At 36.9% G+C, this 22287-nt stretch carries 27 protein-coding genes and 1 pseudogene; 20 read left to right on the top strand and 8 right to left on the bottom strand.

Annotation, left to right across the window (positions count from 1 at the left end):
- Window positions 1-7 precede the first annotated feature (7 nt).
- Window positions 8-1951 carry an SLC13 family permease gene (locus tag CVPH_RS07555; RefSeq protein ID WP_201341154.1) on the bottom strand — a complete coding sequence of 648 codons (1944 nt, stop codon included), beginning with the start codon at window positions 1949-1951 and terminating at the stop codon, window positions 8-10.
- Window positions 1952-2057: 106 nt separating this feature from the next.
- Window positions 2058-2966: a LysR family transcriptional regulator gene (locus CVPH_RS07550; protein WP_201341153.1), complete on the bottom strand. Its 909-nt coding sequence runs from the start codon at window positions 2964-2966 to the stop codon at window positions 2058-2060.
- Between the two features lie 97 nt (window positions 2967-3063).
- Here CVPH_RS07550 and metE point away from each other — a divergent pair, with 97 nt between their 5' ends.
- Entirely contained in the window at window positions 3064-5340 is a 2277-nt protein-coding gene (metE, locus tag CVPH_RS07545; RefSeq protein WP_201341152.1) for a 5-methyltetrahydropteroyltriglutamate--homocysteine S-methyltransferase, read from the top strand.
- Window position 5341: 1 nt separating this feature from the next.
- Here the strand turns inward: metE and truA are convergent, their stop codons facing one another.
- Window positions 5342-6085 (bottom strand): tRNA pseudouridine(38-40) synthase TruA, encoded by a 744-nt coding sequence (gene truA / locus CVPH_RS07540; RefSeq protein ID WP_201341151.1) that lies wholly within the window; start codon window positions 6083-6085, stop codon window positions 5342-5344.
- Here truA and CVPH_RS07535 point away from each other — a divergent pair.
- The 3 genes from CVPH_RS07535 to CVPH_RS07525 are packed head-to-tail and all read left to right on the top strand — an operon-like array spanning window position 6084 to window position 7409.
- Window positions 6084-6311 (top strand): hypothetical protein, encoded by a 228-nt coding sequence (locus tag CVPH_RS07535; protein ID WP_201341150.1) that lies wholly within the window; start codon window positions 6084-6086, stop codon window positions 6309-6311. The two genes, truA and CVPH_RS07535, sit on opposite strands and share 2 nt — an antisense overlap.
- Before the next feature lie 10 nt (window positions 6312-6321).
- Complete coding sequence (locus CVPH_RS07530) at window positions 6322-6678, top strand: diacylglycerol kinase (RefSeq protein WP_201341149.1); 357 nt, start codon at window positions 6322-6324, stop codon at window positions 6676-6678.
- Window positions 6657-7409 (top strand): biotin--[acetyl-CoA-carboxylase] ligase, encoded by a 753-nt coding sequence (locus CVPH_RS07525; protein ID WP_201342455.1) that lies wholly within the window; start codon window positions 6657-6659, stop codon window positions 7407-7409. Before CVPH_RS07530 ends, CVPH_RS07525 begins: the two co-directional genes overlap by 22 nt.
- Here CVPH_RS07525 and CVPH_RS07520 read toward each other — a convergent pair.
- Window positions 7369-7635: a polymer-forming cytoskeletal protein gene (locus tag CVPH_RS07520; protein WP_201341148.1), complete on the bottom strand. Its 267-nt coding sequence runs from the start codon at window positions 7633-7635 to the stop codon at window positions 7369-7371. The genes CVPH_RS07525 and CVPH_RS07520 overlap by 41 nt on opposite strands.
- A gap of 253 nt (window positions 7636-7888) precedes the next feature.
- Here CVPH_RS07520 and lptB point away from each other — a divergent pair, with 253 nt between their 5' ends.
- The 3 genes and pseudogenes from lptB to CVPH_RS11290 all read left to right on the top strand — a co-directional run bounded on the left by lptB (window position 7889) and on the right by CVPH_RS11290 (window position 11183).
- Entirely contained in the window at window positions 7889-8614 is a 726-nt protein-coding gene (gene lptB, locus CVPH_RS07515) for an LPS export ABC transporter ATP-binding protein (RefSeq protein ID WP_201341147.1), read from the top strand.
- A 2-nt stretch (window positions 8615-8616) separates the two neighbouring features.
- Window positions 8617-9666: a tRNA (adenosine(37)-N6)-threonylcarbamoyltransferase complex transferase subunit TsaD gene (gene tsaD / locus CVPH_RS07510; protein WP_201341146.1), complete on the top strand. Its 1050-nt coding sequence runs from the start codon at window positions 8617-8619 to the stop codon at window positions 9664-9666.
- A 20-nt stretch (window positions 9667-9686) separates the two neighbouring features.
- Window positions 9687-11183: pseudogene (locus CVPH_RS11290) on the top strand (YifB family Mg chelatase-like AAA ATPase).
- A gap of 85 nt (window positions 11184-11268) precedes the next feature.
- On the opposite strand, the gene CVPH_RS07500 reads toward CVPH_RS11290, so the two are convergent.
- The 3 genes from CVPH_RS07500 to CVPH_RS10825 all read right to left on the bottom strand — a co-directional run bounded on the left by CVPH_RS07500 (window position 11269) and on the right by CVPH_RS10825 (window position 12150).
- Entirely contained in the window at window positions 11269-11475 is a 207-nt protein-coding gene (locus CVPH_RS07500) for a type 2 periplasmic-binding domain-containing protein (RefSeq protein ID WP_201341145.1), read from the bottom strand.
- 106 nt (window positions 11476-11581) lie between these two features.
- The gene (locus CVPH_RS07495) at window positions 11582-11785 is read right to left on the bottom strand and encodes a hypothetical protein (RefSeq protein ID WP_201341144.1); all 204 of its coding nucleotides are present in this window, start codon (window positions 11783-11785) and stop codon (window positions 11582-11584) included.
- Window positions 11779-12150 carry a LysR family transcriptional regulator gene (locus CVPH_RS10825; protein WP_281064630.1) on the bottom strand — a complete coding sequence of 124 codons (372 nt, stop codon included), beginning with the start codon at window positions 12148-12150 and terminating at the stop codon, window positions 11779-11781. Before CVPH_RS10825 ends, CVPH_RS07495 begins: the two co-directional genes overlap by 7 nt.
- 188 nt (window positions 12151-12338) lie before the next feature.
- Between CVPH_RS10825 and CVPH_RS07485 the strand changes: the two genes are divergently transcribed.
- The 13 genes from CVPH_RS07485 to CVPH_RS07435 all read left to right on the top strand — a co-directional run bounded on the left by CVPH_RS07485 (window position 12339) and on the right by CVPH_RS07435 (window position 21828).
- A complete protein-coding gene (locus CVPH_RS07485; RefSeq protein WP_201341143.1) occupies window positions 12339-12740 on the top strand; it encodes a DJ-1/PfpI family protein in 402 nt (133 codons plus the stop codon).
- A 436-nt stretch (window positions 12741-13176) separates the two neighbouring features.
- Window positions 13177-13380: a hypothetical protein gene (locus tag CVPH_RS07480; RefSeq protein ID WP_201341142.1), complete on the top strand. Its 204-nt coding sequence runs from the start codon at window positions 13177-13179 to the stop codon at window positions 13378-13380.
- Between the two features lie 1067 nt (window positions 13381-14447).
- On the top strand, window positions 14448-14834 hold the full coding sequence (locus CVPH_RS07475; protein WP_225879681.1) for a DJ-1/PfpI family protein: 387 nt from the start codon (window positions 14448-14450) through the stop codon (window positions 14832-14834).
- 70 nt (window positions 14835-14904) lie between these two features.
- Window positions 14905-15033 (top strand): hypothetical protein, encoded by a 129-nt coding sequence (locus CVPH_RS10820; RefSeq protein WP_281064629.1) that lies wholly within the window; start codon window positions 14905-14907, stop codon window positions 15031-15033.
- Between the two features lie 185 nt (window positions 15034-15218).
- Window positions 15219-15626 (top strand): HAD family hydrolase, encoded by a 408-nt coding sequence (locus CVPH_RS07470; protein WP_201341141.1) that lies wholly within the window; start codon window positions 15219-15221, stop codon window positions 15624-15626.
- Between the two features lie 9 nt (window positions 15627-15635).
- Window positions 15636-16064, top strand: coding sequence for a VOC family protein (locus CVPH_RS07465; protein WP_201341140.1), 429 nt, complete (start codon window positions 15636-15638; stop codon window positions 16062-16064).
- A 41-nt stretch (window positions 16065-16105) separates the two neighbouring features.
- Window positions 16106-16288 carry a DUF2798 domain-containing protein gene (locus CVPH_RS11360; protein ID WP_483414748.1) on the top strand — a complete coding sequence of 61 codons (183 nt, stop codon included), beginning with the start codon at window positions 16106-16108 and terminating at the stop codon, window positions 16286-16288.
- A 369-nt stretch (window positions 16289-16657) separates the two neighbouring features.
- The gene (gene hisA, locus CVPH_RS07460; RefSeq protein WP_201341139.1) at window positions 16658-17389 is read left to right on the top strand and encodes a 1-(5-phosphoribosyl)-5-[(5-phosphoribosylamino)methylideneamino]imidazole-4-carboxamide isomerase; all 732 of its coding nucleotides are present in this window, start codon (window positions 16658-16660) and stop codon (window positions 17387-17389) included.
- Window positions 17379-17675, top strand: a complete 297-nt coding sequence (locus CVPH_RS07455) for an RnfH family protein (RefSeq protein WP_201341138.1) — start codon at window positions 17379-17381, stop codon at window positions 17673-17675. Before hisA ends, CVPH_RS07455 begins: the two co-directional genes overlap by 11 nt.
- Window positions 17676-17713: 38 nt before the next feature.
- Complete coding sequence (locus tag CVPH_RS07450; RefSeq protein WP_201341137.1) at window positions 17714-18562, top strand: CorC family transporter; 849 nt, start codon at window positions 17714-17716, stop codon at window positions 18560-18562.
- Window positions 18562-19320, top strand: coding sequence for a sulfite exporter TauE/SafE family protein (locus tag CVPH_RS07445; protein WP_201341136.1), 759 nt, complete (start codon window positions 18562-18564; stop codon window positions 19318-19320). The genes CVPH_RS07450 and CVPH_RS07445 overlap by 1 nt, the downstream gene beginning before the upstream one ends.
- A gap of 7 nt (window positions 19321-19327) precedes the next feature.
- Window positions 19328-20647 carry a metalloprotease PmbA gene (gene pmbA / locus CVPH_RS07440; protein WP_201341135.1) on the top strand — a complete coding sequence of 440 codons (1320 nt, stop codon included), beginning with the start codon at window positions 19328-19330 and terminating at the stop codon, window positions 20645-20647.
- The gene (locus CVPH_RS07435) at window positions 20647-21828 is read left to right on the top strand and encodes a UbiH/UbiF/VisC/COQ6 family ubiquinone biosynthesis hydroxylase (protein WP_201341134.1); all 1182 of its coding nucleotides are present in this window, start codon (window positions 20647-20649) and stop codon (window positions 21826-21828) included. Before pmbA ends, CVPH_RS07435 begins: the two co-directional genes overlap by 1 nt.
- Here the strand turns inward: CVPH_RS07435 and CVPH_RS07430 are convergent.
- Entirely contained in the window at window positions 21818-22198 is a 381-nt protein-coding gene (locus CVPH_RS07430) for a helix-turn-helix domain-containing protein (RefSeq protein WP_201341133.1), read from the bottom strand. The genes CVPH_RS07435 and CVPH_RS07430 overlap by 11 nt on opposite strands.
- Between the last annotated feature and the right edge of the window lie 89 nt (window positions 22199-22287).

Below are 22287 nucleotides of genomic sequence, written 5' to 3'. Positions count from 1 at the left end.
AACTATTTTAAAAGATAATACTCATCATCGACATCATAACGATGATAAATAACACCGTCATAAAGCCACCTGCTTTGATGAAGTCTGCCACCTTATAACCACCAGGACCCATAATTAAAGCATTCACTTGATGAGTGGGAATTAAAAATGAATTTGAAGTTGCAATGGCGACTGCCAATGCATAAACTGCGGGGTCTTCCCCCACTTGAATGGCAATATTAACGGCAATAGGCACTAAGAGAATGGTTGCACCGACATTAGACATTACCAAAGTAAAGAAAGTTGCCAATATTACAATTGAGGTTAGTATCACCCAAGGCGCCATATCACCAACTACTTTAACCGTTTCTTGTGCAATCCATAAAGCGGTGCCAGTTTTTGAAACTGCCATGCCTAGCGGAATAAGACTTGCTAATAAGAATACTGTTTTCCAAGAAACCGCACGGTAGGCCTCTTCTATTTTAATAACGCCAGACAAAATCATACCCAAAGCGCCGGTCATGAGCGCGATAGAGAGTTTAATGTCGGTAAATAACACTAAGAAAAGTGCAATTGCAAAGAAAATACTTGCCCATTTGATTTTTTCAGGTCGGTACTCTTCTTGTCTTGGATACTCAGAAGTGATAACAATAAAATCAGTATTGGATTGTAGTCTATCAAGATCAATCCAACGTGTATGGACAATTAATGTATCGCCTGATTGGAATAGCATATTACGAATACCTTCGCCTTCTTGCATGGTTTTGCCACCACGATGTAGTGCTACCATGGCAATACCATAGGTTTTTCGTAACCATACATCCCTAGCACTTTGGTTAATGAGCGAAGAGTTAGGTGGAATGACAATTTCTGCTGTGCCACATTCTTGTGTAGATAGCAAGTTAGAGAATTTTTCAATAGCGTCTGATAGTTCAAGATGAAAGCCTTGAACAAAAGCATCTAAATGTTCTTTTGTTGTTAATACGCCTAGGGTCATTTGTGGTTTAATTGCAGTGCTACGCTCAACCGAGTGATGCCCAATAAAGGTCCTCCCCTCAATGGTTTGTATGGCGATGATTCTAATTTTAGCGGCTGTTTCAATGTCATCAAGCGTCATGCCAATTAGGTTAGAGTCTTTAGGGACATTGACCTCAAATAAATCATAATCTATATTGTAAACTTGATGAAAGTGTTCAATGGCAGACACAGATTCTGACCGTTCCTTTTTGGTTGTAGGTAAGACAAACCTCCCAGCAATCACGAAATATATAATGCCTGTTATGACCAGTGCAATACCTATTGGTGTTACGGAAAATAACCCCCATGTGTCCATTTGTTGACCAACTTCTAGTCCCTGATTAGTGGTTAAAATTAAATCATTGAGTAAGATTAAAGGGCTAGAACCTACCATGGTTATTGTGCCACCTAAAATTGCCGTAAAGCCCATTGGCATTAACAATCGTGACATTGGAATGCCTGAGCGTGATGAAATGCGACTCACAACAGGGATAAACAGTGCAGCCGCACCCACATTTTGCATAAAGGATGAAATAAATCCAACGGTAGAAGAAACAATTGGAATTATTCTTGGCTCAGAGGTGCCACCTACTTTAAGAATAAAAGTAGCAACCTTGCCCATTAATCCTGTTTTATCTAAACCTGCGCCAATAATCATTACCGCAATAATTGACATCACTGCATTAGAGGAGAATCCATCAAACAGTCTTTGATTATTAACCAAGCCTTCTTCTAGCCCCATCAAAGTATGAATCCATGGCAAAGAACTTAACCCTAAAATAATCATAATGGTGATGGCAGCCTCATCAATTTCTACTACCTCAAAAGCAAATAAGTAAATTGTTAATACGAGAATGCTTAACATCCAAGCAATAGGGGCGGTTGGTGCAATTGTTGAAAGCCATATGGCAAAAATAGCAAAAATAATGGCTGAAATATTTTTTTTATTGAACATGGTTCTTGATTTTTTTAAGTGTAAAAAACAGTAGGTAAAATTATACCATAATCACAACATTACTAATCACCACTAACAAAGCCTTACTGATTAAAAACGTCTGTTTTTAAACGGGTGATTTTTGAGTGATATTGACTATTTCTTTACTAATTTTGACAAAGCGTTGAATGTAATTAATTTCTTTGTCTTGTTTGCGTAAAATTGCAAATAATTTTTGACTAAGCCCGTTGGTACTTATATGAATTTTTTTAAGAGGCATTTTTTTAATAAATTCATTTGCTAGCCATTCTGGCAATATGCAAACGCCACGCCTGAGCGCTGTCATTTGTAACATGAGTTCAATAGATTCAATTTTTTTAATATGTTTGGGCTTGATGTGCGCTGGATTTAAAAATTGCGTTAAAATATCAAGCCGTTCTAATGGCACAGGAAAAGTTAGTAAAGTTTCATGAGTCAAGTCTTTTGGTGTAATGATTGTTTTGTACGCTAGTGGGTGTTTATTAGCAACCAAGAGTACCAAATTATATTGGGCGAGTGTTTCAATATGAATGTCTGCTTTTCTCTCTATATCGGGTGTAATTAAGATATCAATATGGTAATTGAGCAGCCCCCCGTGTCCAGAAAATTGAAATTTGTTGATAATTTCTACTTCAACATTTGGCATTTTTTGCAAAAACACACCAATGACCTTTGTTAGCCACTCATAGCAAGGATAGCATTCAACGCCTATGCGTAGAATACCTTGGCGACCTTGTGCATAGGCTTTTAGGGTTTTCTCAGTTTGTTCTAAAATGGGTAGTAATTGTTGTGCAGTTTGTAATAGTAATTCACCTGCTTTTGTGAGGCGTAAATTTCTACCCTCTCGTTCCCAAAGCGCAATGCCTAGTTTTTCCTCCAAGTAACGAATTTGGTGGGATAAGGCAGATTGGCTCAAATACAACACAGATGCCGCGCGCGTTAAAGTGCTATTTTCATGTAATGCTTGTATGATTTTCAAATGTTTAAGCGTTATCATATATGAATATAATTCATCATTAAGTTAAAAATAATCATTTTACTTCATATGATAGTTCTTATAGAATAATTGACTTTAATCAATAGGAGTCTTAATTATGGTCACAATACACAATCTGGGTTTTCCACGTATTGGCAAGCATCGAGAGTTAAAATTTGCATTAGAAAAATATTGGTCAAACGCTATTTCTCAAGATGAGTTATTGCAAATTGCTAGTACATTACGCAAGCAGCACTGGCAAATTCAAAATGAATTGGATTGGGTTCCAGTGGGTGATTTTTCTTTTTATGATCAGGTTTTGGACATGAGTTTTTTATTAGACAATGTGCCGAAACGCGCTAAAAATTTATCAGACAATGAGCTAGATAATTATTTTCGAGTAGCACGTGGGCGGGCTTTTGTTAATGAATCTGATTGCAATTGCATTCAAGCGGGCGAGATGACCAAATGGTTTGATACTAATTATCACTACATTGTGCCAGAGTTTAGTCAAGAGACAAATTTTGCACTCCAAGCACAACATTTGATTGCACAAATTAGGCAAGCGCAAGAACAAGGCATGAAGGCTAAGCCTGTTGTTATTGGCCCAGTCACTTATTTATGGCTAGGCAAGTCCAAAGATAAAACCAACAAACTAGATTTATTAGATTCATTGGTTAAAGTGTATGTGCAACTATTTGATGAATTGGCAAAGCTAAATATAGAATGGATACAGATTGATGAGCCTATTTTAGTCACAGAATTGGAGGCAGACTGGCAAATAGCTTTTAAGAAAACTTATGCTACATTGGCAGATAGCCCAATTAAATTGTTGTTGGCTAGTTATTTTGGCACTTTGCAGGACAATTTAAGCCTTGCTTGTGGTTTACCTATTGATGGCCTACATATTGATGCAATTAATGCAAAAGATGAGGTTCAATTAGTGATTAATGGCCTGCCAGATGGTAAGGTTCTATCCTTAGGCGTGGTCAATGGTCGTAATATTTGGAAGACAGATTTAAGTGCGACCTTGTTGTGGTTAGAGCCTATTCATCAACAATTACAGGATAGATTGTGGTTAGCTCCATCTTGTTCATTGTTACATATACCTGTGGATTTAGACAGTGAACAAGAACTGGATGGCGATATTAGAGCGTGGCTTGGGTTTGCTGTGCAAAAATTAGAAGAGCTAAGACTATTAGCACAAGTACTTAATCAAGAACAAGCAAGTGTAACTAAAGAAATGGCGAGTAATATCGATGCTATTAATGCTAGAAAATATTCACCACTTGTGCATAATAGCGCTGTTAAAGAGCGTACCGCTAAGGTGAATGATGAACTAGGCAATCGCCAGTCTAATTATAAGAGCAGGGCAAAAGTACAAAGTGAAAAATTTAATCTGCCTTTATATCCAACCACGACCATTGGCTCATTTCCACAAACGTTAGAGATTAGACAAGCCAGACGCGATTATAAATTGGGCGAATTATCAGCAGAGAAATATACGCAAGCGATGCGCTCTGAAATTAGGCACTGTGTGCAAGTACAAGAAGACTTGGGTTTAGATGTTTTGGTGCATGGCGAGCCTGAGCGTAATGATATGGTGGAATATTTTGGGCAACAACTCAGTGGTTACGCATTTAGCCAATTTGGTTGGGTACAATCTTACGGCTCTCGTTGTGTTAAGCCACCGATTATTTTTGGTGATATTTCTCGTCCAAAATCCATGACATTAGATTGGATAACCTACGCCCAGTCACTCACCAATAAGCCCATGAAAGGTATGCTTACAGGCCCTGTTACGATGTTGAATTGGTCATTTGTGCGAGATGACCAGCCAAGAGCGACAACCTGTTTGCAGTTATCTTTGGCTATTAGAGACGAGGTATTAGACCTTGAAAAATCTAATATAAATATCATCCAAATTGATGAGGCAGCATTAAGAGAGGGCTTGCCGTTACGAAAATCTCAGTGGCAAACTTATCTTGATTGGGCGATTAAGGCTTATCGAATTAGTGCTAATGGCGTGAGTAATGAAACCCAGATCCACACTCATATGTGCTATTCAGAATTTAACGATATTATTGAGGCAATTGCACGGATGGATGCTGATGTCATCACTATTGAAACCTCTCGCTCGGACATGGAATTATTGGATATTTTCGATAAATTTGACTACCCTAATGAAATAGGCCCAGGCGTTTATGATATTCATTCTCCTAATATCCCTTCGGTGGCTTCCATGGTCGAACTAATGAAAAAAGCAGCAAAGCACATTCCTGCTAAAAGGCTATGGGTTAATCCTGATTGTGGCTTAAAAACCAGACATTGGGATGAGGTAAATCTTGCATTGACTAATATGGTACTAGCTAGCCAGCAACTTCGAAAAAATTGATTTATAAATTAGAGTAAAAGGCTTTAATAAAATAAAGCCCTTGGGGTGGTGCAGTAGGGCCGGCTTGCTTGCGTTGCTTGCTGTCCAGCACCTCTTTGACCCATTCAATGGATTTTTCGCCTTTACCTACTTTGAGCAGTGTACCAACAATATTGCGTACCATGTGGTGTAAAAAGGCGTTGGCTTTTATGTCTAGTAAAATGTTGTCAGCAGACTTAGCTAGTTTTATAAATTCAATGGTTTTAATGGGAGATTTTTCTTGACATAAACTACCTCGGAAGGCTGAAAAGTCATGTTCGCTAGTTAAATATTTGCTGGCTTTATCCATTGCCATTATGTCCAATTTTCTTGGCTCCCATAATGAGTGGGTCGCTATGAGGGCAGAGCGAACTTTTGTGTTGTGTATTTTATAGTTGTATTGTCTAGCAGTGGCACTAAATCGTGCGTGGAAATTATCATCAACGTGTTTTGCCCAAGTAAAATTGACATCGCTTGGCAGATTAACATTGCCACCAAATAGCCAAGCCTTATCTTCGCGTTTAACGCTGGTTTCAAAGTGAATAACTTGGCAGGTGGCGTGTACGCCAGCATCGGTTCTACCAGAACAAAACACCCTAACGGGATGACTGGCAACGCTTGATAGGGCTTGCTCAACTACGTGCTGTACAGTGCGAATGTTAGATTTTTGACACTGCCAGCCATGGAAGTTTGTGCCTAAGTACTCAACGCCTAATGCTATTTTCATGATTCAAATTTTGGGTAAAATTAAGTTAACTATTTTAACTATTTTAACTATTTTAACTATTTTAACTATTTTAACTATTTTAACTATTTTAACTATTTTAACTATTTTAACTATTTTAACTATTTTAACTATTTTAACTATTTTAACTATTTTAACTATTTTAACTATTTTAACTATTTTAACTATTTTAACTATTTTAACTATTTTAACTATTTTAACTATTTAAATGAGTTTGCATGAAAAATGAACGAACAGGGTTGGGCAGAGTTATCAATGCTTTTGTCTTTTCCATGAAGGGCTTAAAGTTTTGCTATCAATCTGAAGCAGCTTTTAGGCAAGAGTTGTGGTTAAGTATTGTGTTAATTCCTTTGGTGTTGTGGCTAGGAGAGTCATCTGTTGATAAAGTGCTATTAATTATGCCTATATTTTTGGTTTTAATTGTTGAAGTTTTAAACTCAGCCATTGAATCGGTGGTTGATAGAATTGGTGATGAATATCACGTATTATCAGGCGCTGCAAAGGATATGGGTTCTGCAGCAGTATGGTTATCATTAACGCTACTTGTTATATCATGGCTAATTATTCTGATTTAAAAAATTATTTGAGTGATGATATTAAGTGCTTTGCTTTTGATTCAATACCCAGCACCAATGATTACCTAGCTCAGTTAGCCTTTTGCACAAAAACTCAAGTTTGTGTTACTTCTGAACAAACCCATGGCAAGGGTCAATACGATAGAAAATGGCTAAGTCAGAAAGACACAAGCATTATGTTATCAATTCGCTATGTTTTTCCTAGTAATATTTTATTGAGTGGGTTAAGTTTGGTGGTTGGTTTGGCATTGGTTGATGTGTTAGAAAAATACGGTATTTCTGATTTGAAACTCAAATGGCCAAATGATGTTTATTTTGAAGGTAGAAAATTAGCAGGTATTTTGATTGAGAATTCACTACAAGGTGATTATCAATCAGTCATTATTGGCTTGGGGCTGAATGTTAACTTTAATGAAGATTTTCAGTGTGAAACATCTTGGATAGATTTGAAAAAAATAATTTCAACACCGGTTGATAAGCTTAATTTGAGTAAAGATTTAATTAACAAAATTTTAGAATATTTTGATATTTTTGAATCAAGTGGCTTTGGTGAGTTTTATGCCAAGTGGGTAAAAGTAGATTATTTACTAGGCAAGCAAGTTAAGCATACAAGCAAGGCACAGTTATTTAGTGGTACTTGCCTTGGGGTCAATCACCAAGGCATTTTATTGGTTAAAACCCAATACGGTGTTAAACCGATTTATTCATCTGAGTTTTTACATCTTTGTTAGTGTTGATTGGCACGGTGTTTACTTTGGTGTCTGTCATTGAAACAATGTCTTTAAAGTAAGAACCATCTTTTAAAATAACTTTTGGTGCGCTCATATCTCCAGTAACGTTACTACTGCCAGTAATGACAATTTTTTCACTTGCTTCAATGTTGCCTTTAATATTAACATTAACAATTTTAGCAAAAACATCTACGTTAATTTTGGCTAATTTTTCAATTGTAACCAAGTTATTTTTTTAGGGTTCTGTACCTTCAATTTTTCCAAAGATACTCATATCATCGCCACCAGAAACATCGCCCTTAATATGACACCCTTTAGATATGATTGTCTTAGATTGGGTTTTTATTCAGCACTAACAACAGTTCTTTGTGTGCTAACACTTGTTTGCTCTTGATTATTATTTGGTTCAGGTTTTTTAGTATTAAACATAATAGCAGGTTAACTGTTATAATCGTTGACTATAATCAATATCAATCACTATGTCTAGTAACGCTTTAAGCATACAAAATATTAGTAAATCTTACGCAGGCAGGGATGTGGTTAACGATGTTTCATTTTTTGTACAAGGTGGCGAGGTGGTTGGATTGTTAGGTCCAAATGGCGCGGGGAAAACCACTTGTTTTTATATTGCTTGTGGTTTGGTTAGAGCAAATTCAGGCAAAGTATCTTTAAACAAAAAAAGAATTGACCATTTGCCCATGCACAAGCGTGCTGATTTAGGGCTTGGTTACTTGCCTCAAGAGCCTTCTATTTTTCGCAAGCTTTCAGTGGAAAACAACATTATGGCGGTGTTGGAGTTAAACTCTAGCCTTAATAAAAAACAAAGAGTTCATCGGTTAGAGGAATTGTTGGCAGAATTCAGTATTGAACATATTCGCCACATCAAAGGTATCAGTTTGTCTGGCGGTGAAAGAAGAAGAGTAGAGATTGCTAGAGCACTGGCAATGGATCCAAAATTTGTACTACTTGATGAGCCATTTGCAGGCGTTGATCCAATTTCTGTCGGGGATATTCAAAAAATTATTTACCACTTAAAAGGCAAAGATATTGGCATCTTAATTACGGATCATAATTATCGTGAAATGTTAGATACTTGTGATCACTCCTATGTGCTGCATAATGGTGCGATTATTGCACAAGGTAATAAAGAGCAAATTCTTTACAATGAAAAAGTTCGCGAGGTTTATTTAGGCGAGTATGACTAGTAATGCACAATCATCAAGATCAACAAACCACTCAGCTTGACTTCATTACGCTGGGCATAGAAAGCTCTTGTGATGAAACAGGTATTGGCTTGTACCATTCTGAACTTGGTCTTATCGGGCATCAATTATTTTCATCCGTTGAAATTCATGCCGAGTATGGTGGCGTGGTTCCTGAACTAGCATCACGCGATCATATTCAAAGAGTACTACCTTTAATTAAAGCAGTTTTAGCAGAGGCAAAATTTACTCTACAAGATTTAAGTGGCATTGCTTATACAGCTGGGCCTGGCCTGGCAGGTGCGCTTTTGGTAGGAGGTGCGGTGGCTAAATCTTTGGCTTGGAGTTTGGATATTCCGTCTTTAGCTGTACACCATATGGAAGGGCATTTATTGGCCCCTTTACTGGAAGAGTCTCAGCCCAAATTTCCCTTTGTGGCTTTGCTGGTTTCAGGTGGCCACACCATGCTGATTGATGTTAAAGCCATTGGTCAATACAAAATTTTGGGCGAGTCTTTAGATGATGCGGTGGGCGAGGCATTTGATAAAACAGCAAAGATTTTGGGTTTAGGTTATCCTGGCGGTTCTGCTTTAGCGATGCTTGCCGAGCAAGGCAATCCTGATGCGTTTAAGTTTCCACGCCCTATGGTTGACCGTCCTGGTCTTGATTTTAGTTTTAGTGGTCTTAAAACGTTTGCACGTAATACTTTTGCCAAGCATCCTAACAAAAAAGCAGACATTGCTAAAGCATTTGAAGTGGCTACTACACAAACACTCATGATTAAATGTAGAAGGGCGTTAGAACAAACTCAATACACAACGCTTGTAGTTGCAGGCGGTGTTAGTGCAAATTTATCTTTACGCAAAGAACTTAATCAAATGGGTAAAAAAGTGGGCGCGAATGTTTTTTATCCAAGGCAAGAATTCTGCACTGATAACGGTGCTATGATAGCTCTAGTTGGGAATTTTCGCCTGAGCTGTGGACAACGTGACACCCATCATGAAATTAACATCAAGCCCAGATGGAATTTAGAGGAATTAAGCCAAATTGAGTAAACTAAGCAAATTATTTACTGATGCATCAAACAGGGCTTGATGCACCATTGGTAACTATTAAGGTGCATATTTCAGGCGGTTTGCCAGGGTTTTCTATTGTTGGCTTGCCTGAAGGTGCAGTGCGAGAAAGCAAAGACCATGTGTGCAGCGTAATTATGACCTCAAAGTTCAAATTCCCTAAAGGGCGAATTACTGTTAGTCTTGCCCCCAGCCAATTTATTCAAAAGCGTTGGTAGATATGACTTGCCTATTGCCATTGGATTACTACTGGTCTCTAAACAAATTAAACCCAGTGCTGACATTAACTCATTTGAATTTTATGGTGAGCTAGGCTTAGACGGCTCACTTCAAGTAACTGAAGGATTACTGCCAGCTATTATTGCAAGTAGCCAAGCCAAGTATTGCATTGCATTACATTACATTATCCTGCCAAATCAAGATTCAAATCAATATGCGCTGGTTGACAAAGCCATTATTTACCCATGTGCGCATTTGCTTAAAGTATGTGAGTTTCTACAAGGTGTTAGGGGTGTTAATAAATTAACGCACAATTTAGCTGATAGTCAACCAATTTATAATAATGATTTTTCCAAAGTTAAGGGGCAACACCACGTTAAACACGCACTTGAAATTGCCGCAAGTGGCGGATACAATTTACTTTTAATCGGTCCACCTGGTTCAGGCAAAACCATGTTAGCAGAATGTCTACCCTCAATCATGCCACCACTAAGCATCGATAAAGCCTTAGAATGCTCCTCTATTTATTCAGTCGCCAATAAAACCCCTAGAGCTAACCCAACTTAAAAATCCGCCCATTTCGTAGCCCACACCACTCATCTTTAGAGTTGCATTAGTCGGCGGTGGTTTAGCCCCTAAGTCAGGTGAAATTTCACTAGCCCATGAAGGCGTGCTATTTTTAGACGAATTACCCGAATTCCCTTGAGACGTTCTAGAAGTCTTACGCCAGCCCCTAGAAAACGGTAAAATCCACCTATCCCGTGCCACCCAACAGGTCACTTTCCCTGCAAATTTCCAACTTATCGGCGCAATGAACCCTTGCCCTTGTGGATATTATGGCGACGGCACTGCTAAACGCCACTGCACTAGCGACCAAATTGATCGATATAAAAATAAAATATCAGGCCCACTACTAGATAGGATTGACATGGCGCTAGATGACCACCCTTGCCTAAAGAGGTTTTACTTAATCAAAGTACTGAAAATACGGAAAACAGTGAAACCATCAAAAAAAAGTCATTAAAGCCCACAATATCCAATTAAAAAGACAAGGTAAATCTAATGACAAACTTGCACCTGATGAAATAGAAAAATTGGTTAACCTAAGCCAAGACAACAAACAACTATTATCCAGCATCATCGACAAACTCAATCTATCAGCCTGTGCTTATCGTCGTATTTTAAAAGTTGCTAAAACAATTACAGATTTAGCAAGTGATGAAATTGTTGATAAAGCTCATTTAATTGAGGTAATTGGGTATCGGAGATTTGACAACTAAAACACCAGCAGAGTATGGTTTTAGTATTTATCGGTTTACTCGTTTGTTTTATTGTTTTGAAACTTGTGAGTTGGTAGTAATTTGGTTAGGTGTTACTAACTAGAGTTTTGATGAGTAATGCAATGCTTTTGTTTTTCAAATCTTCTTTCCGATATGCAATCCATATGTCATTAGTAATGTTAGTACTTTTAGGTAAATTTATAATTTCTAGCTTTTCTTCTTTGATTGCATCAACACAAATGTAGGAAGGTAGTGTGCTGATACCTTTGTCCATTTCAACGGCCTTTACCATGAATGCTTAAGTTGGGGATAACAATAGAAGGCGTGATGGTTGGTCTTGTTTGAAAGACGTCATTCCAATACCGGAGAATAATTGGCAGGCCTGTATCGTAACTTATCTAGTTCTGTTGTAGTAATAAGGACTTGCTAGGGCGCCCTTTTTCATTGTCTGTAAATTTTTTCAGTGAACTGCTTGATTTTGTTGATTGCACTAAAACAAACTTTTCTACGAATAGTTTTTGATATTCAATTCTTTTGTTGTAAAGCTCTTTTCTTGTGGCAACGACAATATCTAGTCTTCTCTTTTCTAATTTGTCTAGCACAAACCATGAGCGCTCCCAAAAGTAATGCGATATATGTAATCCTCTTCACCTAGATAGCTTAAAATTTTCTTAAGGAAAAACTCATTAGGAGAGCCTAATCTAACTAGGGATGTTGGGTTGTTTCTTTCTCGATAATATGTATTGGTTGTTGATTCAAGAATATTGACCGATGAAACCACTCTAGAATAGAGTGCCTCGCCATCATCTGTTAGAATCATTTTTCTTGGCATTCTTTCAAATAACTTTGTACCAAGCATTGTTTCTAAAGAAGTAGTGTGCTGACTAACAGCAGGCTGTGTTAAAAAAAGAAATCCTAAGGCGCCTATCACTGTGCCAGATTGGTATACAGCTACGGCACCATTCAAAGCTAACCATAAATATATTTATACCAACGAGGTGTTTTAATGATTTTAGTTATATTATAAAAGGCATCAGAATACATTGTTTTAAACAAAAAAGGTTGGTAGCAATGAAAAGAATTTTAATTATAGTAATGAGTTGTGGCATAATGCCAAAAGATAAGCCAACAGGGATATGGCTAGAAGAGTAAGTTATGCCTTATCAGCTTTTTATACAAGAAGGGTTTATAGTTGAAACCGCAAGTGTTAAGGGTGGAACAGCACCGATTGACCCTCCAAGTAATCCAACAGAGGAACAATCAGAACAATGGATGCAAGCCATAGATTCGCTACAACCCACCTCTAAATTATCAGAAGTTAGTCCTGATGATTATGATGTGGTATTTTTCCCTGGAGGTCACGGCACGATGTTTGATTTACCCAACAATCCTAACATTAATAGTGTCCTTCAGCATTTTTATGAAAATAACAAAAACATTGTTGCAGTTTGTCATGGCCCAGCCTGTTTTGTTGGCGCTACCATTAAAAAATGGAAAATCATTACTGGCTGGGCGTTCTATTACAGGATTTACGAACGAGGAAGAAATAGCGGCTGAGCAAGAAAAAAATGCCATTTCTTTTAGAGGATGAACTTCTTTAAAATGGTGCAAATTATATTAAGGCAAGGGAATGATCTGATCATATTGAGATTGATGACAATATTATTACGGGTCAAAATCCTCAATTAAGTAAAAGTGTAGCAAAGGCAATTATTAAAAAACTAAAAAACTAAATAATTAATCAAAAGAGTAAAAAATGAATAGATATAATCATCTCATCTTTCAACGGTAACTGTATCTGGCAATCTTTTTGCAGGAGGTGGCATGAACTGCTACTCTTGCAAATTATGCATGGAAAGGCGACAAAGTGCCTGATGGGCAACAATGTCAAAAGCTTGGTGGGCACGGTTCAACACCAAGAATTTGTGTTAACAATATTCCAAAAGAATCAAACGCAATTGTTGTTGAGTAGGGCAATAAAACCTATAAGGCGATGGATAATGGTGGGCACGGGAAAATTGGTTACTATATTGACAAAAGAATGATTAAGGTGATCATTCCTCCAGTTAAAGGGCATACGTTTGACTTGCCTGAGTTATTTTTTATCGTCAAGCCACAACAAGTGCCTAAATGGGGTAAGGCTGGTGCTTATTTACCGCCATGTTCTGGAGGAAAAGGCAATTTATACGTTGCATAAGTCAAAGCTGTTCATGTTTCCAATGGAAAGATTGGTAAGGAAATTGCAACAGTAGAGGTAAATTTGGGAGTTTATTAATTGTTGTTGGTTTTCATAATAGTAATTCTATTTTTTTAATTTAAAAAGAGGTTATATTATGATTGTAAATACTATGTCAGTTCATGGTACAAGAGAACTTAGAAGTGCAATAAATAATCAAATTATAAAAAATGATTATTTAAAAATGATACATATTTGAATGAATTGGTAAGCAAGCCGTGGGGCTATGAATATCGAATATTTTGCAATCAAATGCATGATGCATGGAAGTTGTAAATTTTACCAAGACAAGAAATCTCTATGCATTGCCACCTTAGAAAAGACATAGTCCTACTATGCCTTTAAGGTAGTGGTGTTATATCATATTTGGATGGCAGAAGTGCACTTCTCACTTCTGGGAAGTATATACATATACCTAAAGGGGTTTATAACTCAACAAGCTCGGGTGGGTCAGACTTACATCTAATAGAGTTAGAAAACCCAAGAAATAAACTTGATTTACTTCGACTTTCAGACCGCTATGGTAGACATAATTCAATTTATGAAAGACATAGCGATAAGGCAGATTTAGAGTAACCTGAGCCTGTAAGTATTGGGGTTAATGCGCTAATTCGAAAAAAAGTTTAACTATTCACTTATTTTAAGTACCTATTTTTTGAAAGAGGTCAAGGGCAAAACATCACAGATATTGTTTATTGTCAAACTTGATGACTTACAACATCTGAAAAAGTCTGACTTAAAAACCCGTATACATGTTTATATGGTAAGTGAGTTTATTAATACAATCCATGAAGGTGAGAGTAATATATTAGTGGTTTATAAAACATAATTAGCAATCGAAGTATTTATTAACAATTTGGAGAATAAAAAATGAAAAATAAAGTAGAAAATAATATTAAAGTGGTTATTATTACTGGATCATGATGTGGTTTACTCATACTATAGATATAAAGAAGAAGGATATGATGTTGACATTGCCACAAAAGATGGTGAGCTAGTAACAGGGGAAATATGGCATAACAGTACCTATGGTCAAACGTTCTAAAGACAACATCACCTTTGATCAATTAGATACAAAAAACTATAATTGTGTTATTTTAACTGGTGGATACGAAACACCTGACCGTGTAAGACAAGATGAAAGGGTTAAAAAATTCGTAAATGAAATGGCTAAACAAGGTAAAGTTGTTGGCGGTCTTTGCCACGGTCCTTGGATTATGATATCAGCAGGTATTATGAAAGGGGTTAATGCTTGTGCGTACCCGGGCTTAAAAGACGATATGGTTAATCCTGGCGCTTTAGTCGTAGAGGCAGATGTGGTTACAGATAAGAATATTATGACATGCTCATATTATGTAGAAAGTGGGAAGTTTATGAGAGCAGTATTTGATGCGTACAAAACGCTACTTAGCTAATGACCCTGTGTTAGAAAAGCCAATCATAGTTTAATTAGCTTTCATTAATCAATTAAAAAAAGGTGAGAAGATGTTTTTATGTTTAGATTTTGACGGTGTTGGTGAATGTTTGATTGTATCTTGGATTGTTTGGCACAAGCAAAAGATGCCAAAAGACCCAAAAACTGTTTTGGAGAAAATCCCTACTAGTTTTAAGTAGATGTTTAGGCTTTATCGGAACTATGTTAGATATGATGGCCACTTTATTGTGCCATATACTTAAGAATAACTCTGAAATTGTAATAGAGAAACAATTAGATTTCCAAGATTTTTTCTCTACAATTGATAAAGAAACAGTTGATAACTTTACCACAATTTTTCAAAAAACAAGACAGCAGTTTAGAGGTGAAAATCCTAATGCATGGTTTGTATTCTGGAATCGAAGCGGTATTTGATTCAAACCAACAGTTGTTTATAGTTTCTGGTAAAAATAAAGAATCAATCTGCGCAATTTGCGATGAAAATAAAATTTCAATCAGTCCTGACAATGTATTCGGCGGATTAAAGTCAAAAGTTGAGATGTTAAAGTCGCTTTACAAACAAGCCAATGAACAAAAAGTCCCCATGGTTTTTTGCGATGATAATTTGCCAAATGTTTTGGAGTCAAAGTCTTTAGGTATTTCAACGATATGGGCTAGATGGGGGTATAAAATACAGGAACATTTAGACACTGTAAAAAACAAATCAATTGATGCTCATACGGTGCCAGAGTTCCTCAAGCCAATTGAGAAGATTCAATTTTGTGAGCAATAGGAAATAAATATGAAGTACTTACATACCATGATTAGAGCAACTGATTTGGATAAAACATTGCATTTTTATTGTGATGTTTTGGGTTTGATTGAAGTTAGTAGGAAGGATTATCCCCAAGGGGAGTTCACGCTTATTTTTTTGGCAGCAGATGAAGATGTTAACCATCCAAACCCGCCATTAATTGAAATTACTCACAATTGGAATAAAGAAGAATATGCTGGGGGGAGGAATTTTGGGCACTTAGCATTTAGAGTAAAAAATATATATGAGACATGCAAGCGGTTGATAGATGCAGGTGTTGTTATTAATTTTCCGCCTAAAAATGGGCATATGGCTTTTGTACGCTCACCTGATAATATATCAATTGAACTATTGCAAGAGGGCGATGCGTTAGAAATACAAGAACCATGGGTTAGCATGTCAACCATTGGTGAATGATAAGAGTATCCATAATAGTTATCAGTTAAAAGAGGTATAAAATGTTTGAAAGTAAAACACAGCGTATTCTTTATGCGCTAATAATAGCTTTTTTCATGTCTGGGTTTATTTCTTTGTTTATGAATTTAATAGATCTAGGCTTTAATCCTAACGTAATTCCTTTGATTTTAATACTAGTTCCTATCACTAAAAATATAGTCTTAGTGATTAGTGGCAATAAATAAGGACAAACAAAGGGGTAACATCTAAAAACTATAAATTATATAGAGACTTCAATTGAATCAACAAGTTTATACTCTTAGGGTCACTACTTAAGCATATTAATACAGTGTTAAATGTGTATTTTTATTGCTAAGGGATGTTGTTAGCCAAAAGTCAATAATATTGAGTAGAAAAACTTATAGAGCAAGCAAGGATCTAAAAGTTATAATACACAACTAGAAAGACAAGAAAAAATAAGCGGTTATTGAGAAGATGCGATTGATAAATTGCATCAGGGCTTGTTGTCAGATTTTAAAAGTGGCTAGAATGCTAATCAGTAATGTTTGGTTAAAGTGATTGGGTATTGTTGGCACGATAATTAAGAGAAAAGTATGGTTGTTATTCCAGCAATAGATTTAAAAGATGGCCAATGCGTCCGCCTAAGGCAAGGTTTGATGGAAGATACCACGGTATTTTCTGATAATCCAGTAGCAATGGCAACACAATGGGTAGAGCAAGGTGCAAGACGATTACACTTGGTGGATCTTAATGGCGCGTTTGAGGGTAAGCCAGTGAATGTGCAAAGTGTGATGGCGATTACTCAAGCATTTCCAGATTTACCAGTGCAAATCGGAGGTGGTATTCGTAGTATGCAGATTGCGAATACTTATATTGAAGCGGGCATTGGTTATTTGATTATTGGCACGATGGCGGTAACAAATCCTGAGTTTGTGTCTGAACTGTGTCGTGAATTCCCTGGTAAGGTGATTGTGGGTTTGGATGCGAATGATGGCTTGGTGGCAACACAAGGTTGGGCGCAACAAACGGATTTGAATGTGGTGGATTTATCGAAACAATTTGAACAAGATGGAGTGAGTTCTATTGTTTATACGGATATTGCACGCGATGGAATGATGCGGGGAGTGAATGTTAAAGCTACAGTTAATCTTGCTAAGCAAACCTCAATCTCCATCATTGCTTCAGGTGGAATTACCAATATGGAAGACATCTCTGGATTATTAGTTGAGGCGCACCATGGCATTATGGGGGCGATTACTGGACGGGCAATTTATGAAGGCACGCTTGATTTTAAACAAGCACAACAATTTTGCGATGCAAATTGAGGTCGCCTACGCTTTAAGAGATAAGCAAACTTTACTTGAGTTAAAAGTGAACGAGGGGACGACCTTAAAGCAAGCGATTGAGGCATCGGGTATGTTGGATATTTATCCACAGATTGACCTTATCAAAGACAAAACCGGTATTTTTGGAAAAATTGCCAAACTTGATACAATACTTAGAGACAAAGACCGAGTTGAGATTTACCGTCCACTGATTGCTGACCCTAAAGCAGTGCGCAAGGAGCGAGCTGCGCAAGGTAAAAAAATGCGCAGTGGTAAAAAAACTTGAACTTTGTTAAAATAATGCTTTAATCTACATAAACGTTAATGAACGAAGAACAGCTTCCATCGAAATCCTCCTTTTTACAAAGACTTAAAAAACGCTGTCTGCATACGCCACTACGCTCAAGTGATGAGCTTTTACAAGTGCTTAAAGAAGCGGAGGAAAACCATGTCATTGACTCCCATTCTCGCTCAATTATTGAAGGTACGATGCAGCTTGAAAAGCTAGAAGTGCGTGATGTAATGGTGCCAAAATCAAAAATGGTGATGATTAAGCATCAAGCAAGTACTAAAGAATTGCTTAATATTATGATTAAATCTTCACACTCTAGATTTCCAATTATTAATAGCAATAAGAACAAAATTCAAGGTGTGATTTTGGCTAAGGATTTGCTTGAGTTTTTAGCAGGCGACCAAAAGTCTGAGTTTAATTATAAAGAGTATTTACGAGATTCTATTCTTGTGCCAGAAAGCAAAACCCTTGGTGCATTGTTAAGAGATTTTCAACAAAAAAAATCACACATGGCAATTGTGATGGATGAATATGGCGAAATTGCAGGTTTGGTAACGCTTGAAGATGTATTAGAACAAATCGTGGGTGAGATTGAAGATGAGCACGATTTAGAAGAAGATAACATTATTGATTTTGGTGAAGGTAGGTTCTTGCTTAAAGCCAACACCCCTATTGAAGAATTTGATGAGTTCTTTGGGGTGAAATTACAAGTCGAAAATATTGACACAGTAGCTGGCTTGGTCATTAAGGGCTTTACTCGTTTGCCCGAGCAGATGGATGAAATATCACTACAAGGCTTTGATTTTAAAATTTTAAAAACTGACTCTAGGCGTATTCATTTGCTTGAAGTAGAGTGCTCGTTGGGTGGCGGTAACACTTAATGGATATTTTTTCTAGTGTTTTTTTAATGGGGTTATTAGGTGGCGTGCACTGCCTAGGTATGTGTGGTGGTGTGGTAGGTATGCTCAGTGCTGGGCTTGACCCACAAGTGAGAACCAATCCAAAAAAAGTAGTACTTTTTCATCTAAATTATAACCTTGGTAGAATTCTAAGCTATATGCTAATGGGGACTATTTTTGGCTTAATTGGCACGCTATTGGCACAGACTTTACAAATGAGTGTATTTGATAAGGTTTTGCGAATATTTTCAGGTGTGTTGATGGTTATGGTGGGGCTATATATCGGTAATTGGTCATCCAGTATTCAAATATTGGAAAAACTTGGTGCTAAACTTTGGGCAAAATTACAGCCATTAACTCAACGGTTTTTGCCAATTAGAAATCTTAGAAGTGCATTTTTTACTGGCTTATTATGGGGTGGCATCCCTTGTGGTTTGGTTTATGGTGCGCTTAGTTTTGCTGTTTTGTCTGGCTCGATGCTTGAAGGTGGTTTAATTATGCTAGCATTTGGACTAGGGACATTACCAAGCTTGTTGCTAATGGCAAGCCTATCTACCCAACTGGGTTTTTTAATTCAAAAACCTTGGGTACGGCGTTTATCCGGCTTGTTGATTATTGTATTAGGCATTATGGCATTATGGATGCCGATTAAATCTATGATATTTGACAGCATGCGTATGAATCATTCACATAGCGCTATAAGTTTCCCCAAGTCTACAAATTTTGATTATTTAGTATAATTTTATCATGTCATCCTCATTAGAAAACACCGCGCAACTTGCTATTGATTTATTAAAAAAGTGTGGTATTACTGATTATGAAATTTCGTTAAGTTCAAGTTCTGGCATTTCTACTGCTGTCAGATTAGGTAAAGTTGAAACTTTAGAATATCACTTAGACAAGAGTTTTGATATTAATGTTTATATGGGCAATAAAAAAGGGCACGCATCTAGTGTTGATTTGAGCAGACAGGGCATTAGTAAAACCATTGAATCTGCTTGTCTAATTGCTAAATACACACAAAATGATGCGTTTAATGGTTTAGCACCAAAAGAATTAATGGCGTTTAATCCACCTGATTTAGATTTGTATTACCCGTGGGATCTAGATCCAAGTGATAGTATTGAATTGGCCATGCGTTGTGAAGCAAAAGCACTAGAGCAAAAATATATTAACAACTCAGATGGTGCTGAACTATCAAGTTTTCAAGGTAAGGGTTTGTATGTTAACTCACATGACATGATGGCAGTACAACAAGGTGCTAAGCATTCGCTTCATTGTTCCATTATCGCCAAACAAGGTAAAGATATGCAAACAGCTTATGAATATACATCAGCATTAGATAGTAATGATTTAGAACTACCAGAGGTTATCGGTCAAAAAGCAGCAAAATTAGCCATTAATAAACTCGGTGCAAGATCACTTGCCTCGAAAAAATGTCCAGTTATTTTCACATCACGCTTGTCTGGTGGATTATTTGCACAATTAATGGGCGCATTAAGTGGCACTCGTCAATATAAAAAATCAACATTTTTATTAGGTAGTATTGAGCAAAAAGTCATGCCTAGTGGCATTAGTTTATTAGAAAACCCATTGGTTAAAAAAACCATTGGTGCTAAGGCCTTTGACCAAGATGGCGTGCTAAAAAGACGGCAATATTTTGTCAAAGATGGCCAAGTGAAAAGTTATATTATGGGGCAATATTCAGCTAATCAGTTAGGTCTTAAAACCACGGCAAATGCAGGCGGAGTGAACAATGTGATGATTGAGCATGGGTTTGAAGGTGGGCTTGATGAGATGATTAAGGACATGCATCAGGGCTTAGTGGTAACTGAGTTGATGGGGCAAGGCGTGAATGATATAACGGGTGACTATTCTCGTGGTGCTTTGGGCTTTTGGGTGGATAATGGCAAAATTCAATATCCAGTGTCAGGCATTACAATTGCTGGTAATCTTAAAGAAATGCTGTTAGGCGTTGAACGCATTGGTTCAGATGTTGACCACCGTAGTAATATTAAAGTTGGCTCTGTTTTAGTGAATCAGATGACCATTGCAGGAGAGGTGTAATGCACCCTGAAAACAATTTGCAATATGACATCGCCATTATCGGCGGTGGTATGGTGGGGCAAGCATTTGCTCTATCTATGATTAATAAAGGCTTAAAGATTACTATTATTGAACCTAATCACCTTAATCCAAGATTACAGGATAAGTTTCATGCACGCGTTAGTGCGATTACGCCTAAATCAGAGATACTTTTAAAAAATATTGGCGTGTGGGGGCTAATTAAGCGTAAACATGCGTTTACTGATACCCATGTTTGGGATCAAAACTCTCATGGCAGTTTAGATTTTCATAAAGAAGATGAAGGTGTTAAGCAATTGGGCCATATCATTGAAAATGATGCCATACAATCTGCAATGTATACGGCATTAGAAAAAGTCCATATTGAATTTATTCGTACGAAACTAACTGCTATTCATAAAATTGATGATGGCTATCAGCTTGATTTGGATAATAATCAGCAGATAACATGCAGTTTATTGATTGGCGCAGATGGCGCTAAATCAAACGTTAGAGAATTGGCAGGTATTGAATATATTGAGAATAATTACCAACAAAAAGCCATTATTTGTAATATTGAATCATTGCAAAGTTTTCAAAATACAACCTGGCAACGCTTTTTGTCAGACAGCATTATTGCCTTACTGCCTTTAAGCGACACACAAGCATCTATTGTCTGGTCGGCAGAAAATCATTTGGCTGATGAACTTATGCAACTTTCAACTGAGCAGTTTGCTGACAGGCTTTCCCAAGATGTTGAGTATAGATTTGGTCGATTTAAAGTTGTTAGCAATATTCAAGCTTTACCACTCATTGAGCGTAGTGCACAAGATTATGTGCAAAATAATTTAGCATTAATCGGCGATGCCGCACATAATATCCATCCCCTTGCAGGTCAAGGCGTTAATTTAGGTTTTTACGATGTTGCAGAATTATCACAACAATTACAAGCCAATAATAAACCTTTAGGCGATTATTTAGTATTACGAAAATACGCCAGAGCCATGAGATTGGACAATGAACTTATGGCAAAAACCATGACTGGGCTCAATTGGATTTATAAAGAAAATAACGAGCCACTTAGATGGTTACGTGGTTTTGGTATGAATTTAATCAACGAAAGCCTGACTTTAAAGTCTTTCTTGCAAAAACAAGCCTCAGGTAATACACCATTTAATATTTAGTAGCCACTTGCAAAAAATCCACTAATTTTTCTTGCTGTTCTAAATCCATTTTATTAAATTCCTCAGTCATTTTGAGCAGTTGAGTTTGCTTAAGAATTTTTAATTCTTCTTGGTTGATTTGTTTTTCCTTATTCACTTTTTCAACTTCACTACCCCCAGTTGCTAGCCATGCAAACGACACCCCTAGTACTTTAGCCAGTTTAACTAGATGTGCAGTAGACGGATTGGATATACCACGCTCCCATTGACTACACATTGACCTAGAAAGATCCATTGCCGCTGACACCTTTGCGCTAGACGAGCCTAATTTTTTGCGCGCAATTTGTATTCTTTCACCAATCCCTATTTTTTGTAGTTTTTTAGTATTCATATAAACATTATTACCCTCTATAAAAATATAAATATGTACAATATCAACTCATTAGTGTTTTTTAAAAGTGCTTTATTTATATAAAGTAA

Origin of the sequence: Abyssogena phaseoliformis symbiont OG214 (genome assembly GCF_016592595.1) — a bacterium.
Classification (GTDB): domain Bacteria; phylum Pseudomonadota; class Gammaproteobacteria; order PS1; family Pseudothioglobaceae; genus Ruthia.
Note: the sequence above shows the minus strand (reverse complement) of the source record. Positions and strands in the feature narration are given on the sequence as shown.

What these genes read in the sequence shown, in the direction of transcription:
- CVPH_RS07555 (WP_201341154.1), bottom strand. Translation starts at nt 1,951, where the DNA reads ATGTTCAATAAAAAAAATATTTCAGCCATTATTTTTGCTATTTTTGCC.
- CVPH_RS07550 (WP_201341153.1), bottom strand. Translation starts at nt 2,966, where the DNA reads ATGATAACGCTTAAACATTTGAAAATCATACAAGCATTACATGAAAAT.
- metE (WP_201341152.1), top strand. Translation starts at nt 3,064, where the DNA reads ATGGTCACAATACACAATCTGGGTTTTCCACGTATTGGCAAGCATCGA.
- CVPH_RS07535 (WP_201341150.1), top strand. Translation starts at nt 6,084, where the DNA reads ATGATTCAAATTTTGGGTAAAATTAAGTTAACTATTTTAACTATTTTA.
- truA (WP_201341151.1), bottom strand. Translation starts at nt 6,085, where the DNA reads ATGAAAATAGCATTAGGCGTTGAGTACTTAGGCACAAACTTCCATGGC.
- CVPH_RS07530 (WP_201341149.1), top strand. Translation starts at nt 6,322, where the DNA reads ATGAAAAATGAACGAACAGGGTTGGGCAGAGTTATCAATGCTTTTGTC.
- CVPH_RS07525 (WP_201342455.1), top strand. Translation starts at nt 6,657, where the DNA reads ATGGCTAATTATTCTGATTTAAAAAATTATTTGAGTGATGATATTAAG.
- lptB (WP_201341147.1), top strand. Translation starts at nt 7,889, where the DNA reads ATGTCTAGTAACGCTTTAAGCATACAAAATATTAGTAAATCTTACGCA.
- tsaD (WP_201341146.1), top strand. Translation starts at nt 8,617, where the DNA reads ATGCACAATCATCAAGATCAACAAACCACTCAGCTTGACTTCATTACG.
- CVPH_RS07500 (WP_201341145.1), bottom strand. Translation starts at nt 11,475, where the DNA reads ATGGTAAAGGCCGTTGAAATGGACAAAGGTATCAGCACACTACCTTCC.
- CVPH_RS07485 (WP_201341143.1), top strand. Translation starts at nt 12,339, where the DNA reads ATGCCTTATCAGCTTTTTATACAAGAAGGGTTTATAGTTGAAACCGCA.
- CVPH_RS07480 (WP_201341142.1), top strand. Translation starts at nt 13,177, where the DNA reads ATGGATAATGGTGGGCACGGGAAAATTGGTTACTATATTGACAAAAGA.
- CVPH_RS07475 (WP_225879681.1), top strand. Translation starts at nt 14,448, where the DNA reads ATGGTCAAACGTTCTAAAGACAACATCACCTTTGATCAATTAGATACA.
- CVPH_RS10820 (WP_281064629.1), top strand. Translation starts at nt 14,905, where the DNA reads ATGTTTTTATGTTTAGATTTTGACGGTGTTGGTGAATGTTTGATTGTA.
- CVPH_RS07465 (WP_201341140.1), top strand. Translation starts at nt 15,636, where the DNA reads ATGAAGTACTTACATACCATGATTAGAGCAACTGATTTGGATAAAACA.
- CVPH_RS11360 (WP_483414748.1), top strand. Translation starts at nt 16,106, where the DNA reads ATGTTTGAAAGTAAAACACAGCGTATTCTTTATGCGCTAATAATAGCT.
- hisA (WP_201341139.1), top strand. Translation starts at nt 16,658, where the DNA reads ATGGTTGTTATTCCAGCAATAGATTTAAAAGATGGCCAATGCGTCCGC.
- CVPH_RS07455 (WP_201341138.1), top strand. Translation starts at nt 17,379, where the DNA reads ATGCAAATTGAGGTCGCCTACGCTTTAAGAGATAAGCAAACTTTACTT.
- CVPH_RS07450 (WP_201341137.1), top strand. Translation starts at nt 17,714, where the DNA reads ATGAACGAAGAACAGCTTCCATCGAAATCCTCCTTTTTACAAAGACTT.
- CVPH_RS07445 (WP_201341136.1), top strand. Translation starts at nt 18,562, where the DNA reads ATGGATATTTTTTCTAGTGTTTTTTTAATGGGGTTATTAGGTGGCGTG.
- pmbA (WP_201341135.1), top strand. Translation starts at nt 19,328, where the DNA reads ATGTCATCCTCATTAGAAAACACCGCGCAACTTGCTATTGATTTATTA.
- CVPH_RS07435 (WP_201341134.1), top strand. Translation starts at nt 20,647, where the DNA reads ATGCACCCTGAAAACAATTTGCAATATGACATCGCCATTATCGGCGGT.
- CVPH_RS07430 (WP_201341133.1), bottom strand. Translation starts at nt 22,198, where the DNA reads ATGAATACTAAAAAACTACAAAAAATAGGGATTGGTGAAAGAATACAA.